Origin of the sequence: Lysobacter sp. K5869 (assembly GCF_018847975.1) — a bacterium.
Lineage (GTDB): Bacteria > Pseudomonadota > Gammaproteobacteria > Xanthomonadales > Xanthomonadaceae > Lysobacter.
The window spans coordinates 3,068,222-3,081,966 of record NZ_CP072597.1; the positions used below are offsets into that span (position 1 = coordinate 3,068,222).

11 protein-coding genes are annotated in these 13,745 nt (G+C 71.0%); 4 read left to right on the top strand and 7 right to left on the bottom strand.

What is annotated here, in order from left to right; genetic code table 11:
• Window positions 1-36: 36 nt before the first annotated feature.
• Window positions 37-2,454, bottom strand: coding sequence for a penicillin acylase family protein (locus tag J5226_RS13325; protein ID WP_215834992.1), 2,418 nt, complete (start codon window positions 2,452-2,454; stop codon window positions 37-39).
• 160 nt (window positions 2,455-2,614) lie between these two features.
• Here J5226_RS13325 and J5226_RS13330 point away from each other — a divergent pair, with 160 nt between their 5' ends.
• Window positions 2,615-2,770 carry a hypothetical protein gene (locus tag J5226_RS13330; RefSeq protein ID WP_215834993.1) on the top strand — a complete coding sequence of 52 codons (156 nt, stop codon included), beginning with the start codon at window positions 2,615-2,617 and terminating at the stop codon, window positions 2,768-2,770.
• 116 nt (window positions 2,771-2,886) lie between these two features.
• The gene (asnB, locus tag J5226_RS13335; protein WP_215834994.1) at window positions 2,887-4,572 is read left to right on the top strand and encodes an asparagine synthase B; all 1,686 of its coding nucleotides are present in this window, start codon (window positions 2,887-2,889) and stop codon (window positions 4,570-4,572) included.
• Window positions 4,573-4,623: 51 nt separating this feature from the next.
• Here asnB and J5226_RS13340 read toward each other — a convergent pair whose 3' ends face one another.
• The 3 genes from J5226_RS13340 to J5226_RS13350 all read right to left on the bottom strand — a co-directional run bounded on the left by J5226_RS13340 (window position 4,624) and on the right by J5226_RS13350 (window position 7,827).
• Window positions 4,624-5,097, bottom strand: a complete 474-nt coding sequence (locus J5226_RS13340; protein WP_215834995.1) for a hypothetical protein — start codon at window positions 5,095-5,097, stop codon at window positions 4,624-4,626.
• Window positions 5,098-5,244: 147 nt separating this feature from the next.
• Entirely contained in the window at window positions 5,245-6,477 is a 1,233-nt protein-coding gene (locus J5226_RS13345; protein ID WP_215834996.1) for a polysaccharide deacetylase family protein, read from the bottom strand.
• Window positions 6,478-6,615: 138 nt separating this feature from the next.
• Window positions 6,616-7,827, bottom strand: coding sequence for a tetratricopeptide repeat protein (locus J5226_RS13350; RefSeq protein WP_215834997.1), 1,212 nt, complete (start codon window positions 7,825-7,827; stop codon window positions 6,616-6,618).
• A 133-nt stretch (window positions 7,828-7,960) separates the two neighbouring features.
• Here J5226_RS13350 and J5226_RS13355 point away from each other — a divergent pair, with 133 nt between their 5' ends.
• Both J5226_RS13355 and J5226_RS13360 read left to right on the top strand, forming a co-directional pair.
• On the top strand, window positions 7,961-9,790 hold the full coding sequence (locus J5226_RS13355) for a monovalent cation:proton antiporter-2 (CPA2) family protein (protein ID WP_215834998.1): 1,830 nt from the start codon (window positions 7,961-7,963) through the stop codon (window positions 9,788-9,790).
• Window positions 9,791-9,818: 28 nt separating this feature from the next.
• Entirely contained in the window at window positions 9,819-10,337 is a 519-nt protein-coding gene (locus J5226_RS13360) for a hypothetical protein (protein WP_215834999.1), read from the top strand.
• On the opposite strand, the gene J5226_RS13365 is transcribed toward J5226_RS13360, so the two are convergent.
• The 3 genes from J5226_RS13365 to J5226_RS13375 form a co-directional block, all read right to left on the bottom strand.
• Complete coding sequence (locus J5226_RS13365; protein ID WP_215835000.1) at window positions 10,330-11,277, bottom strand: hypothetical protein; 948 nt, start codon at window positions 11,275-11,277, stop codon at window positions 10,330-10,332. The two genes, J5226_RS13360 and J5226_RS13365, sit on opposite strands and share 8 nt — an antisense overlap.
• Window positions 11,278-11,341: 64 nt before the next feature.
• Window positions 11,342-11,959, bottom strand: coding sequence for a CGNR zinc finger domain-containing protein (locus tag J5226_RS13370; RefSeq protein ID WP_215835001.1), 618 nt, complete (start codon window positions 11,957-11,959; stop codon window positions 11,342-11,344).
• Between the two features lie 247 nt (window positions 11,960-12,206).
• Window positions 12,207-13,583 carry a serine protease gene (locus J5226_RS13375; RefSeq protein WP_215835002.1) on the bottom strand — a complete coding sequence of 459 codons (1,377 nt, stop codon included), beginning with the start codon at window positions 13,581-13,583 and terminating at the stop codon, window positions 12,207-12,209.
• Window positions 13,584-13,745 lie beyond the last annotated feature (162 nt).

Below are 13,745 nucleotides of genomic sequence, written 5' to 3' on the forward strand. Positions count from 1 at the left end.
TCCTACAGGTAGCCGGCGAAACGTCGCCGGCGGTCGTTACTTCGCCGGCTCCAAAGTCATCGTGTATTTCGCCGCGCCCGGCAAGAACGGCGTCGGCCGGCCGTGCACCCAATCGTCGTGCCCCGCGCCCCAGAACGGCGACAGCGGGTGGCCGCTCTGGCCGCCGGGCATGTGCACGATGCCGTCGGCTTCGTGGCCGGGCGACACCACCATGCGTTCGGAGGCGCCGAAATTCGGGCGCTGCACGCGCGGCATCGCCGCGTCGCCGGGCAGCTGGTCCGGCGGCATGCACAGCGCGCGGCGGGCGAAGCCGGGTAGGGCGGACGCGAGCGGGTGGCAGATCGAAGCGGTGTTGTGTTCGCCCCAGGTGCGCTGAGCCAGTTGCGCGGCGGCGTCGGCGCCGGGCTTTACGTTGAGACCGGCCAGCGTGTCTTGCGCCGCGTGTTCGAGCAGGCCGTCCCACGACTCCTCGTTGCGCGGCAACAGATGCGCGGGACGCTGGGTCAGCAGCGGCCAGATCACCCCTTCCATCTGCTTGAGATCGGGCATCTCGAACTGCGCGCCGAGCGCGGACTGCGCCGGCGCGGTCAGGCCGTTGGCGATGCGGGTGAACACCGCGCGGCGCCAGTCGCGGACGAGGCGGTAACTCACCGAACCGGGTTCGGCGCGGCCTTCCCAGCGCGCGGAGGCTTGCGCGAGCGCGGCCAGCGCCGGGCGGTCCTTGCGCTGGGCGGCGCGTTCGCCTTCCTGCCGCAGCAGCTCCCACCAATGCTTGAGGAACAGCGCGCGGTCGTCGAGCTGGATCGCCAGCAGATCGCGCTCGGTGAAGCGTTGCTTGGCGAACAAACCGTCGCGGATTTGCCCCGCGCGCGCGCCGAGCACGTAATCGCCCTGGCCGATGCGTTCCAGCTCCAGGCCTTCGAGCGTGCGCGTGTTCGCGGTCCACAAGCGGCCCGACGGCGGCGCGATCAGGTTCGGCGCGTCGGCGGTCTGGATCGCCCACGGCGGGCAGGTCGGCGCCGGCAGCGGGCGGCCGGCGGCGTCGGCGTTCTCGATCAGCGTCGCGGCCGAGCAACTGCCTTCGCGTTCGGGAATCGGGCCGAGCAAGCGCCAGGCGATCTTGCCGTCGCGGTCGCCGACGACGAGGTTCTGCACCGGCAGCGCGACGGTGCGCGCGACTTGCAGCGCGTCGTCGACGGAGCTGGCGTGGAGCAGATCGGTCAGCCCCATGTTGAGCGCGCCCGGCAAATGCGCGCTCCAGCGCAGCGCCAGCGCGCTGCCGTCGGGGTTGTCGTGCAGCAGCGGGCCCCACGGCGTCTCGCGCACGGTGAACTTCTCCGGCGCGCGGCCGGCGATGGCGATGGATTCCTCGTACGTCTTCAACCCCGCGCAAGCGCCGGGCCGGGCGTTGGCGGCGCAGCCGGGCTGCAGCGACCAGTCGGCCCAATCGCCGTAGCTGTTGGTGAAGGCCCAGGCGACATGGCCGTTGCTGCCGACCACCAGTGCCGGCAGGCCCGGCAGGGTGAAGCCAGCGGCGTCGGTCCGGCCGCCGGGCGCGCGCGGATCGGGATAGCGCAGGCGCGCGCGGAACCAGATGTTGGGCGCGCGCAGGCCCAGGTGCATGTCGTCGGCGACGATGGCGCGGCGGTCCTGGGTCAGGCTGCCGGCGACGGCGAAGTTGTTGCTGCCGATCTCGTCGAGGAACGGCAGCGGCACCAGCGCGCCCGGCGGCGGCGCGGGCAGCTTGCGCAGGTCGAGCTGATCGGGGCCGGGCAGGGCCGCGTCGCCGAACGGCGCGCCGTACAGCGGCGCGTCCCAGCTGCTGCCGGGATTGGTCAGCAGCGCGAACAGCGCCGGCGGCACGTGCGGCTGGATCCGCGACAGCGCCAACTCGCGCGCGTTGTCGCCGCCTTGCAGATCGAAGTACATGGCGTAGCCGACCAAGGCCGAGTCGGCGACCGTCCACGGTTCGGGTTCCGCGCGCAGCAGCAGATACGGCCACGGCTTGCGCGACAGCCCGTGCAGGCCGGCGTTGACGCCGTCGGTGTAGGCCTGCAGCAGCGCGGCCTTGTCGCCGGTGAACGCGCCGAGCTGCGCCTGCACCCGCGCGCGCAGGCGATGCACGCGGTGGCTGCGGTCGTAGTCGAGCGCGCGTTCGCCGAACAGCGCCGACAACTCGCCGGCGGCGGTGCGGCGCAACAGGTCCATCTCGAAATAACGCTCTTGGCCGTGGACGTAACCGAGCGCGCGCATCGCGTCGGCTTCGCTGGCGGCATCGACGGTGACCACGCCGAGCGCGTCGCGCTCGACCTTGGCCGGGGCCGACAGGCCGGTCAGGGCCGGGGTTCCGTCCAATTGCGGCAGGCTGCCGCGCAGCAGCCACCAGGCGCCGCCGGCGACGAGCAGGAACAGGCAAAACAGCGCGAGCACGGCGCGCTTGATCCATTTGGCCATGAGGGTCCTCCGTGCCGGCGAGCTTAGCCGAATCGAACCCGGCGCAGCGGCGCGGCGGCGGGGTAGGGCGTCCGGCCAGATCGGGGCGGCCTGAGAATCGCGCGCCGGCGTCGCGAAACCGGACGCGGCGCGCGCGAATCGACCGGCGGCGCTTGCATCCATGCCGATCCTCAAGCAGGATCGACCCGTGACCTTCCTCGCCGCCACCGCCGAACTCAGCAGCGCCGCCGTCCGCGGCCGCTCGCGCGCGGCCGCGGCGAATGCGCGCAACAACAATAATCGCAATAACGCCAGCCTCCCGCGGGCCGGCGATTAGCGCGCGCAACACACGCTAAATCGCACAGGAAGCCCGCGCCGACCAGCGCGGGCTTCGTCGTTTCCGGCCTTCCGAAAACCCACTCCCACCGCTTCAAACCCTCTGGAGATTCCCCGATGTGCTCGATCCTCGGACTGTTCGACTTCCGCGCCGGCGCCGACGTGCGGCCGCTGCGTCAATTGGCCGTGGCGCTGTCGGCCAAGCAGCGTCACCGCGGCCCGGACTGGTCCGGCGTCCACGCCGAACCGCGCGCGATCCTGGTGCACGAGCGCCTGGCCATCGTCGATCCCACCGGCGGCTCGCAGCCGCTGCGCTCGGCCGACGGCGAACTGGTGCTGGCGGTCAACGGCGAGATCTACAACCACCGCGAACTCGAACAGCAACTGCGCACGCCCTACGAATTCCAGACCAAGTCCGACTGCGAAGTGGTCAACGCGCTGTACCGCGAAGGCCTGGAGCCGGCCGAACTGCTGAACCGCCTCAACGGCATCTTCGCCTTCGCGCTGTGGGACGGCGCGCGCGGCCGCTGCCTGATCGCGCGCGATCCGATCGGCGTGTGCCCGTTGTACTGGGGCCACGACGCCGACGGCCGCTTGTGGGTGGCCTCGGAAATGAAGGCCATCGCGCGCCTGTGCGACGACGTCGCGCCGTTCCCGCCCGGCCACTACTACGACAGCGAAGCCGGCGTGGCGGTGAAGTACTACCAAAAGCCGTGGCGCGATTACGACGCCGTGCAGGGCGTGGAAGCCGACAAGCGCGAACTGCGCGAAGCCTTCGAGCGCGCTGTGCACCGGCAGATGATGAGCGACGTGCCTTACGGCGTGCTGCTGTCCGGCGGCCTGGATTCCTCGCTGGTGGCCGCGTGCGCCGCGCGCTTCGCCCGCCGCCGGATCGAGGAGAACGATCAGTCCGAGGCGTGGTGGCCGCGCCTGCACTCCTTCGCCATCGGCCTGGAGGGCTCGCCGGATCTGGCCGCGGCCGAAATCGCCGCGCAGGCGCTGGGCACCGTGCACCACGGCTTCACCTACACCTTCGAGGAAGGCCTGGACGTGTTGCCGGACGTGATCGCCCACATCGAAACCTACGACGTCACCACCATCCGCGCGTCCACGCCGATGTTCCTGCTGGCGCGGCGGATCAAGGCGATGGGGGTGAAGATGGTGCTGTCGGGCGAAGGCAGCGACGAGATCTTCGGCGGCTATCTGTACTTCCACAAGGCGCCGAACGCGCGCGAGTTCCACGAAGAGCTGGTGCGCAAGCTCGATGCGCTGCACAGCTACGACTGCCTGCGCGCGAACAAGTCGATGATGGCCTGGGGCGTGGAGCCGCGCGTGCCGTTCCTGGACGTGGAGTTCCTCGACGTGGCCATGCGCATCGATGCTCAGGCCAAGATGGTCGACAAGGCCGCCGGCAAGATCGAGAAATCGATTCTGCGCGAAGCCTTCGAAGGCTATCTGCCCGATTCGATCCTGTGGCGGCAGAAGGAGCAGTTCAGCGACGGCGTCGGCTACGGCTGGATCGACGGGCTCAAGGCCCACGCCGAGGCCCACGTCAGCGAGCGCGATCTGGCCGCGGCGGCGGTGCGCTTCCCGGTCAACACGCCGCAGACCAAGGAAGCGTATTACTACCGCAGCATCTTCGACCGCCACTTCCCCGGCGAGGCCTGCGCGCAGACCGTGCCGGGCGGCAAGTCCATCGCGTGCTCCTCGCCGGCGGCGATCGCCTGGGACGCGGCGTTCGCCAACGCGGCCGATCCTTCGGGCCGCGCGGTGGCCGGCGTGCATCAGGCCGCGTTGGCCTGAGCCGGTTTGCGGGCGCCGCCGAGTCGCTGGCGGCGCCCGCGCGAGCCCGGCTTACAGGCCGCAACCGTCCCAGGTACGGGTGAAGGTCTTGGTTTCGATGGCGGCGCTGCCCGGGCACTGCACGCTGACCCGGGCGGTGCCGACCAGCTTGCAGCCGGCGTTCTTGAACACGACCGTGCCGACTTGCGCCGGTTCGCTCGAATAGCTGTCGTAACCGTCGCGCGACTGCGCGTCGGTGACCCAGTCCGGATGCGCGTCGCTGCGGCTGGAGACTTCGGCTTCGGCGAGGTAATAGCTCGGCGCCGGGAACGAGCCTTGCGCGAACGGATTGCGGGCGACGCCGGCTTCGGTACGCACGCCGGCCGTGGTCGCGGTTTGGTAGAAGGTGTGCTTCATCTGCGCGCTGTACTTGCCGTTGCACACGGGCGCGTTCTGCCAATCGCTCGGCGGCGGCGAGGCGAGCGCCGACAGCGGCAGGGCGGCCAAGGTCGCGGCGAGCAAGAGTTCGGTGCGGGTGATGCGCATGGGATTTCCCTGTCAGGTAGTGAGGATCGCTGCCGCGTCCGCCGGCCGCGGGCGCGGCGGTCGAACGCGGAGCCGGCGCCGCATGGGTTGCGGCGCCGCTACCTCACTCGCGAAATCCGCGAAAACCGGCTCACCCCGCGCGAATCGCTACGGCGACGGGTAACGGCGGCAATCGACCCACTGCACGCCGGCGCCGCGGGTCTGGCGCAGCAGCCACGGCACCGCGACGCGGGCCTTGTCGTGGATGTCGTGGAACAGGATCGTGCCGTGCCGCCACAGCAGCATCAGGCTCAGCAGGCGGCCTTGCACTTGGCCGGCGTCGACCTTGGCGTTCCAGTCCTGCGAATCGATGGTCCACAGCGCCACGCGCAGGCCTTGCTCGCGGAAGAACTCGCCGCTGTCGGCGCGGCGCTGGCCGTAGGGCGGACGGAACAGCGGGCGGTACAGCGCGCCGGTTTCCTGACGGATCAGCGCGCTGCTGCGGATCACCGAATCCTGCCACTGCGGCCAGCGCGAATGCGATTGGTGTTCCCAACCGTGCGAGGCCACGCACATGCCGGCGTAGGTCTTGGCCGGGGCTTCGGACTTCATCCGCGGCTGCAATTGCTGGCCGAGCACGAAGAAGGTCGCGTTGAGCCTGTTCTCGCGCAGCATGCGCAGCAAGGCGTCGGTGTTGCCGCCGACGGCGGTGGGGCCGTCGTCGAAGGTCAGCAGGAACTGGCGGTCGGGCAGTTCGCTGCCGTCGAGTTCCTGCGCCGAGTAGGTGTCGATCTCGCTGCTGGTGCGCGGGAACAGCGCGGCCAGCCGCAGCTGTTCGTCGAGATAGATGCGGTGGAAGCGCGCCGCGTCGGCGCGCCAGGCGGCGAACGCCGGCGCGGGCGCGGCGTCGAAGTCCGCGGCGAGCTTGCGCAGCGCGTCGGCGTCGGCGGCCGGCGCGCAGAACGGCTCGCGCGGCGCGCAGGCGCGCGAGGCCAAACGGTAGTTGTCGGCGAGCCGCTGCCAATAGCGCGCGCGGATCTTGTCGAGGCTGGCGCGGTCGATCTGCTTGAGCCGCAGGCGCTGGGCCAGGGCCGCGTCGTCGAGCGGTTCCGACAGGCTCAGTTCGTGGGCGAAGGCGAGGATCTCGGCGCGCGAGGCGCGGTCGAACGCGGCCGGCGAGTCGATGGGGCGCGGCCACGCGGCGCGGTCGGCGCTGGCGATTTCGGCGGGACCGGCGGCGCGCAGCGGCGTCGCCGCGAGCAGCGCGCACAGCGCGCCGAGGCCGGCGCATGCGCGCAGGCGGACGGCGAGCGCTCGGGCGCGCGCGGCGAAGCGGCGCGGCGATGCGTTCGGTTGCGAAGAACAGGGGCGGGCGGGCGCGAAGTCTTGCGTCGCGGACACCGATTCCTTCGGCGCCCGACGCGGCGGCGATGTTGGGTTTTGCATCGAATCCATGATTTCCTCGATCTGCTTGTCCGACCCGGCCCCACGCGATCCGCCGCGCGGCCGGCCGCTGAGTTTTCGCGCCCGCCCGCGGCCTCAATACCCGCTGACGCGCTGCAACGCCTCGTCGTAACTCTTGTCCGGCTTCTCGCGTCGCGCCGCCAGATAGTTCGACATCGCCCGCTCGTACTGCCCGTCGAGTTCGTAGAGCTTGCCGATGTTGTAGTACGCGCCGGCGCGGATGGTCGCCGCGCCCGCGCCCTTGGCCAGGGCGATGGCGCGGCGCGAGGCCCAGATCGCCTCGGCGGCGCGGCCCTTGCGCACATAGGCCAGACCGAGATTGCTGAAAGCCAGCGCATAGCCGGGATCGAGTTCGATCGCTTGCTGGTACGCGGCGATCGCGCCGATCAGATCGCCGCCGCGGTACGCCGCTTCGCCGCGCTGATTGGCGGCCGCGGCGTCCTCGCCTTCGACCGCGGCGAGCGGCGCCGGCTGTCCCGGCGCGAGCGCGAGCTCCGCGCCGAGCGCGTCGGCGCCGGCGCGGCTGGCGCTGATGCGGTCGATCTCCTCGAAGCGGCCTTCGCCGTCGATGCGGAACACCGTCCACACGTTGCCGGGCTGGGCCGGCGCGGCGTAGGTGCGCATCAGCGATTGGCCGACGTAGACGTAGACCTTCGCGCCGCTGCGCGCGAGCGCGTCGCTGTCGGGGCGCTGACGGTGGCCGAAGTCGTGCACGGCGTAGGTGTAGGTTTCGCCGGGACGGCGGCGGGCGATGGTGACGGTTTCCGGGCGGCGACGGTCGGCCGCGTCCAGGTCCAGGCGCGCCTCGGCGCCGCGCGGGCGCTGGAAATAGACGTGGTTGCCGGGGAAGCTCAGATGCGCGTCCAGATCGACGCCGGGCGCGTCCCAGCTCAGCACTACGCGCAGGCCGTCGAGGCTGGCCAGCGCCGGGCTCAGCGCGTAACGGTCGCCGCCGCAGGGGCATTGCGCCAGCAGTTCGGCGTAACCGGGCTTGCGGATGCTCAGGCGCGCGGCGGGATCGCGCAGCGCGGCCGGGTCGAACGCGGCGCGGCCGTCGGCGTCGCTGTTCGCGCTCAGCGCGGGCTGGCCGTCGCGGCGCAGTTCCACGCTCGCGCCTTCGATGCGTTGGTCGGCGACGGTGGCGCTGAGCACGGTCACCGTGCCGTCGCCCTGGCTTTGCGTCGGGTCGGCCGCGTTCGCGCCGGCGGCGAGACCGGCCAGCGCGGCGGCCGCGACGGCGTTGCGGAACCAGGGCGGGAGGCGGGACGGAGCGGGGCGCGGGCGCATCGCGCGGATCATACGCGCAATGCCGCGCGCGCCCGCGTGCGCATCGCCGTGCGCCCGCGCCTGCTAGGCTGTGGCCCCGGCCCTGCGGCCGGTTTCCCGAACGACGCGCCGGCGGCGCGGTAAGGAGCGTGCGATGGCGGCCGAAGCGCAAGGCGGCAGCGAACTGGTCAAGGTGGTGGTGCTGTTGGCGGCCGGCGTGATCGCGGTGCCGATCTTCAAGCGCATCGGCCTGGGCTCGGTGCTCGGCTATCTGGCCGCGGGCCTGTTGATCGGCCCGTTCGGGCTGGGCTTCTTCGCCGACCCGCAGGCGATCCTGCACGTGGCCGAACTCGGCGTGGTGATGTTCTTGTTCATCATCGGCCTGGAGATGCGGCCCTCGCACCTGTGGAGCCTGCGCCGCGAAATCTTCGGCTTGGGCACCGCGCAGATCCTGCTGTGCTCCACGGCGATGACCGGCGTCGGACTGGCGTTCGGCTTCCCGCCGGTGGTCGCCTTCATCGGCGCGATGGGCTTCGTGCTGACCTCCACCGCCATCGTCATGCAGATCCTCGGCGAGCGCGGCGATCTGGCCCTGCCGCGCGGCCAGCGCATCGTCTCGATCCTGCTGTTCGAGGACTTGTTGATCGTGCCGCTGCTGGCGCTGGTCGCGCTGATGGCGCCGCCGGATCCCAACGCCGCGGCCGCCGTCGCGCATTCGCGCTGGGCCGACATCGGCATCGCCCTGGCCTCGCTGGCGGCGCTGATCGGCGCGGGCGTGTGGCTGCTCAATCCGATGTTCCGCATCCTCGCCGCGGCCAAGGCGCGCGAGGTGATGACCGCGGCGGCGCTGTTGGTGGTGCTGGGCGCGGCGCTGCTGATGCAGGTCGGCGGCCTGTCGATGGCGATGGGCGCGTTCCTGGCCGGCGTGCTGCTGTCGGAATCCAGCTTCCGCCATCAGCTCGAAGCCGACGTCGAACCGTTCCGCGGCATCCTGCTCGGCCTGTTCTTCCTCAGCGTGGGCATGTCGCTGGATTTGAAAGTGGTCGCCGCCAACTGGCCGCTGATCGTCGGCGGCGTGCTCGCGCTGATGCTGGTCAAGGCGGTGTGCATCTACATCGTCGCGCGGCTGCTGAAGTCCTGCCACACCGAAGCCCTGGACCGCGCGGTGCTGATGGCGCAAGGCGGCGAATTCGCGTTCGTGCTGTTCTCCGCGGCGGTCAACGCGCGTCTGATCCAGGCCGAGATCGGCGCCAACCTCACCGCCATCGTGGTGCTGTCGATGGTGCTCACGCCGGTGGCGATCATCGCCCTGCGCAAGCTCTCGCCCAAGACCGCGCTGTCGCTGGAAGGCGTGGACGAACCCAACGGCCTCAGCGGCAGCGTGCTGCTGATCGGCTTCGGCCGCTTCGGCCAGGTGGTGTCGCAGTCGCTGCTGGCGCGCGGGGTGGAGGTGGCGATCATCGACACCGACGTGGAGATGATCGAAAGCGCGCAGACCTTCGGCTTCAAGGTCTACTACGGCGACGGCACCCGCCTGGACGTGCTGCGCGCCTCCGGCGCGGCGAGCGCGCAGCTGATCGCGATCTGCATCGACAACCGTGTCGCGGCCACCACCACCGCGCAGCTGATCCGCCACGAGTTCCCGCAGGCGCGGGTGCTGGCGCGCAGTTTCGACCGCGAGCATGCGCTGGAACTGGTGCACGCCGGGGTCGATCTGCAGATCCGCGAGACCTTCGAGTCGGCGATGCGCTTCGGCGAGGCGGCGCTGGTGGAGCTGGGCGTATCGGCGGACGAGGCGGCCGAAGTGGTCGCCGACATCCGCCGCCGCGATGCCGAGCGTTTCGAACTGGAACTGGTCGACGGCGTGCGCGCGGGCCTGTCGCTGCTGTACGGCAACATGCAGCAGACGCCGTTGATAGCGCCGAAGCCGCGCCGGGCCGCGCCGAAGGACGAGGAAGAACACGTGCCCGGCATTTCGGCGTGAGCGGGCGCGAGGCGGCGGGAGACCGGCGATGAGCTTCAACGTATGGGGCGTGTTGTTCCCGCTGCTGTTCGCGGCGGGGCTGGCCGCCTTGGTGCGGACGATCGGTTCGTTGCTGCGGCTGACCGACGGCGCGGTCGTCGCCCGCGCGCCCGCGCGCAGCGGCGAGCGCCTGCGCGTGCCCGAGGCCGGCGTTTACGACCTGTGCCTGGAAGGGCGCACCTTCAGCGCCGACTTCCTCGGCGTGCGCTACAGCCTGCGCGACGCCGGCGGCGAGCTGGTGCCGATCCGGCGCAAACTCAGCCGCACCAAGGTCAGCGGCCTGGGCAGCACGCGGATCAGCGTGGGTGGGTTCGAGCTGGCGCGCGGCGCCGAGTTGAGCCTGAGCGTGGAGGGCATGTCCGCGCAGGCGCAGCAGCGTTGCTCGTTCGTGGTCCAGCGGCCGATCGGCGCGGGCATCGCGGTGCGGGTGGTGGGGTTGGTGTTGGCCGGCGCAGCGACGATCGGCGGCATGGTCGGCAGCGTCGCGGCGTGGCTGCCGGCTACTTGATCGCGGCGTTGGCGGCGGATTTCGCCACGCACTCCGGCGGCCAGTGGCGATCCGCGCCGGGTCGCAGATCGAGCACGAAGAACTCGCCGGAGCGTTCGCCGTCGGCCTGCGCGAACAACAACCGGTCGCCGCGCGGCGACAGCAGCGGGCCGACCTGGAACACGTCCTGGCGCGCCGGCAGTTTGCCCAGTTCGCGCCAGCGTCCGCGCTCCAGCCGATAGCGATACAGATGCGAACGGTCGCCGCGGTCGGTCACCGCGACCAGCTCGCGTCCGTCGTGCGAGAGGTCCGCTTCGTACTCGTTGGCCGCGCTGCTGACCGGCGCGCCGAGGTTGCGCACCCGCCACGCGCCGTCCGCGCCCGGCGTCGCCATGTACAGATCGCCTTGCCCGAGCCCGCCCTCGCGCGAGGAGCCGAACAGCAAGCGGCCGTCGGCGAGCGCGCGCGGCAGCAGTTCCGAGGCGGGCGAGTTCACCGGCGCCGGCAAGCGCACCGGCGCTCCCCAATCGCCGCCGGGTTCGCGCTGGACGTAGTAGATGTCGAGGTCTTCGCCGTTCGGGTCGTGGCGCGCGGAGACGAAGTACAGCCGACGGCCGTCGTCGGCGAGGAACGGGTCGGCATCGAGGCCGGCGCGCCCGGCGGCGAACGAGGGCGATTCGGGCGGCGACCAGCCGGCGTCGGTGCAGCGCGAGCGCAGAATGCGCCACTGGGCGAAGTTGCGGTCGCTGCGCATGAAGTAGAGCTCGCGGCCGTCGGGCGAAAAGGTCGGCGAGGATTCGTATTGATCGCTGGCGATGTTGGCCGGCGCCCAGCGCTGCGGCGTCGCGGCGGGCGCGCGCGGGTAAGCGAGCACGCTGGCGCAGGCGGCGGCGAGGATCGCCATCGGCAGCCAGCGCGCGGGCGATTCGGTCGGAACGGCGAAGCGGGACGGGCGGGACATCGGCGGCTCCGTGGGGTGGCGCGCGGATCCGAGCCGCCGCGTTATCGCGCGCGGCCGCGCCGTTTCATTCTTTGTGGCGCTGGTGAAAGCGCTTGGCCTTGGCGACGTTGCCGCAGGTCGCCATGTCGCACCAACGCCGCCGTCCGCTTTTGGAGGTATCGACGAACACCCAGCCGCAATCGTGGCCGTCGCAGACGCGCAGCCGGTCCAGGCGCGCGTCCTTGAGCAGTTCGATGGCGTAGGCGGTGACCACGTGCGCGATCAGGTCCAGCCCCGAGCGTTCGGCCGACCACTGCGTTTGCAGGCGTCCGCCGCGCGAGATCAGCCGCGCGGCGCGCGAGGCGGCCAGCCGCGCCTGATCCAGCGTTTCGAGTTCCGCCTCGGCCGGCTCGGCGCCGGAGGACAGCGCGTACAGCGCGGTGCATAAGGCTTCGCGCAATTGCTTGGCGCGGGCCAGCGCGGCGGCGGCCTTGGACGGCGCCGCGTCGGCCTGAGCCGCGAGCGCTTCGGCGTCCGCATCGAGGATCAGCGCGGCTTTGCGCGCCCAGCGCAGCAGCGCCGCGTATTCGTCGAGCCAATCGCGCGGCAGGGTATCGCGCGCGGTCACGGTGTTGACCAGATCCAGGGCGGGGTCGCCGCCGACCAGATCCATGTCGCGGAATTCGTGGTGTTCCAGACGCATGCGGGGCCGTTGCCGTTCGGGTGCGTCTCGCAGGCTAGGTCAATTCCGCATAACCTGCAATATGTAGATAAAGGGTTTATGACGAGCGGCCCCGAAGCCCCTGTAGGAGCGGCGCGAGCCGCGACCGCGCTCCTCCCGGCTCGCGTCGTATGCGCGATGTCGCGGTCGCGGCTCACGCCGCTCCTACACAAAGCAAAACCGGCCGTCGCGCGGGGCGACGGCCGGTGTGCGGGCTAAAAACCAGCGCTTACGGATTGAAATACTGCGAAACGCTCGAATAGATATCGGCGAAGCGCGAGTAGTAATCCGGATCGCGCGGCGCGCTGCAGTACGAGGTGCCGCCGTACAGACCGCCGCGCAGCTGATAGCCGCCGCTGCTGGTGACGGTGAACAGACCCGAACCCGACGAGCCGCCCTCGGTGACGCCGGTGTTCCAGACCACGCGGTACAGCGGCGACTTGCCGTCGATGGAAGTCGACAGTCCGGTCACCGAACCCAGCGAGTACTTCTTCACGTCGCCGGCCGGGTGGTGGATGCCTTCGATGGCGGTGCCGGTGGACGCGATCGCCGCGCTCGACCAACCGGCGTAGACGGCGCCCGACGGCGGCGCGGTCTTGAGTTCGAGCAGCGAGGTGTCGCGCGTGGTGTTGGCGTGGCGCAGGTAAGCGCCGCCGCTCAGCGTGGTGTAGGCCGGGTTGACCACGCTGCCGTTGCAGGTGGTGGCGTCGTAGAACCAATACGTCTGCAAGGTGTTGGCGACGGTCTGGGTGCTGATGCAATGCGCCGCGGTCCAGAACAAACGCTTCTTCGGCGAGAAGTTGTTGTTGAGCAGCGTGCCGGTGCACAGGTAGGTGCCGCTGCTGGTGGTGAAGGTCATGCGCGCCACCGACTTGGCGGTGGAGACGAAGCCCGACGGCGGGCTGGCGCGGCAGACGATGTCCTTCTCGCACGAATCGCTCTCGCCGATCTTGGCCTGGATCTGGCGCTCGGTCGCGGCCGGGCTGATGTCCAGGTGCGAGAGCTGCGGCAGCTTGAGTTTGAGCGCGCGGGCGTTCACGCCCTTGGGCAGCACCAGTTCGACGGTCATCGTGTCGCCTTCCACCACCGGCGACCAACCCAGCTCGTTGCCGGCGAAGTCGGCGCCGCGCTGGGCGAACACGCGGCCGTCGCTGCCGGCGAAGTGCAGCGTCGCGGCGTTCGCGCCGGCGCCGCGCAGCGACAGGCCCGCGCGCAGCGCGACCGCGCCGGCCGAGGACACTTCGAAGCGCGCGGCGCGGCCGCCGTCGGCGAGCGGCTGCCACGCCAGCGTGTTCAGATCCACCGCGCTGCGTGCGATGTTGCGCGAAAAACCGATCTCCAGCGGATCGCCGTTCTTGTCCTGGGCGACGCGGCGGTTCTTCAGCGCGGACGCGTCCAGGCTGGTCGGCTGGCCGAGACTGACCACGCGCGGCGCGCTGGCCTTGGCCGAGGAGGCGAATTCGGCGGCGCCCATCGCGCCGGCGGCGGGCGATTCGACGACCGGCGCCGAATCCATTTCGGCCACCGGGGATTTCGCGGCGGCGACGGAGCAAACCGCGGACAACCCGGCGACGAGCGCCAGGGTCAGAGCATTCTTGCGGATCATCGTGCGTTTCCTTGTCGGAAGTGGCGGAGAGAAGAGGGCGGCGTCGCGCCGCGGCGTCCACGAGGAGAGCGGACGGCCTCAACCTAGCGCCGCCGTCGCGCGCGCTTTTGTGCGCTCCGGCGGGCTTCGCGCAAGCCGGGGAAGTACAAGCGCTCGCATGCG

Excerpts from the sequence above, each read along its gene's own strand:
- J5226_RS13375 (WP_215835002.1), bottom strand. The coding sequence starts at position 13,583 with ATGATCCGCAAGAATGCTCTGACCCTGGCGCTCGTCGCCGGGTTGTCC.
- asnB (WP_215834994.1), top strand. The coding sequence starts at position 2,887 with ATGTGCTCGATCCTCGGACTGTTCGACTTCCGCGCCGGCGCCGACGTG.
- J5226_RS13360 (WP_215834999.1), top strand. The coding sequence starts at position 9,819 with ATGAGCTTCAACGTATGGGGCGTGTTGTTCCCGCTGCTGTTCGCGGCG.
- J5226_RS13355 (WP_215834998.1), top strand. The coding sequence starts at position 7,961 with ATGGCGGCCGAAGCGCAAGGCGGCAGCGAACTGGTCAAGGTGGTGGTG.
- J5226_RS13325 (WP_215834992.1), bottom strand. The coding sequence starts at position 2,454 with ATGGCCAAATGGATCAAGCGCGCCGTGCTCGCGCTGTTTTGCCTGTTC.
- J5226_RS13365 (WP_215835000.1), bottom strand. The coding sequence starts at position 11,277 with ATGTCCCGCCCGTCCCGCTTCGCCGTTCCGACCGAATCGCCCGCGCGC.
- J5226_RS13350 (WP_215834997.1), bottom strand. The coding sequence starts at position 7,827 with ATGCGCCCGCGCCCCGCTCCGTCCCGCCTCCCGCCCTGGTTCCGCAAC.
- J5226_RS13330 (WP_215834993.1), top strand. The coding sequence starts at position 2,615 with ATGCCGATCCTCAAGCAGGATCGACCCGTGACCTTCCTCGCCGCCACC.
- J5226_RS13370 (WP_215835001.1), bottom strand. The coding sequence starts at position 11,959 with ATGCGTCTGGAACACCACGAATTCCGCGACATGGATCTGGTCGGCGGC.
- J5226_RS13340 (WP_215834995.1), bottom strand. The coding sequence starts at position 5,097 with ATGCGCATCACCCGCACCGAACTCTTGCTCGCCGCGACCTTGGCCGCC.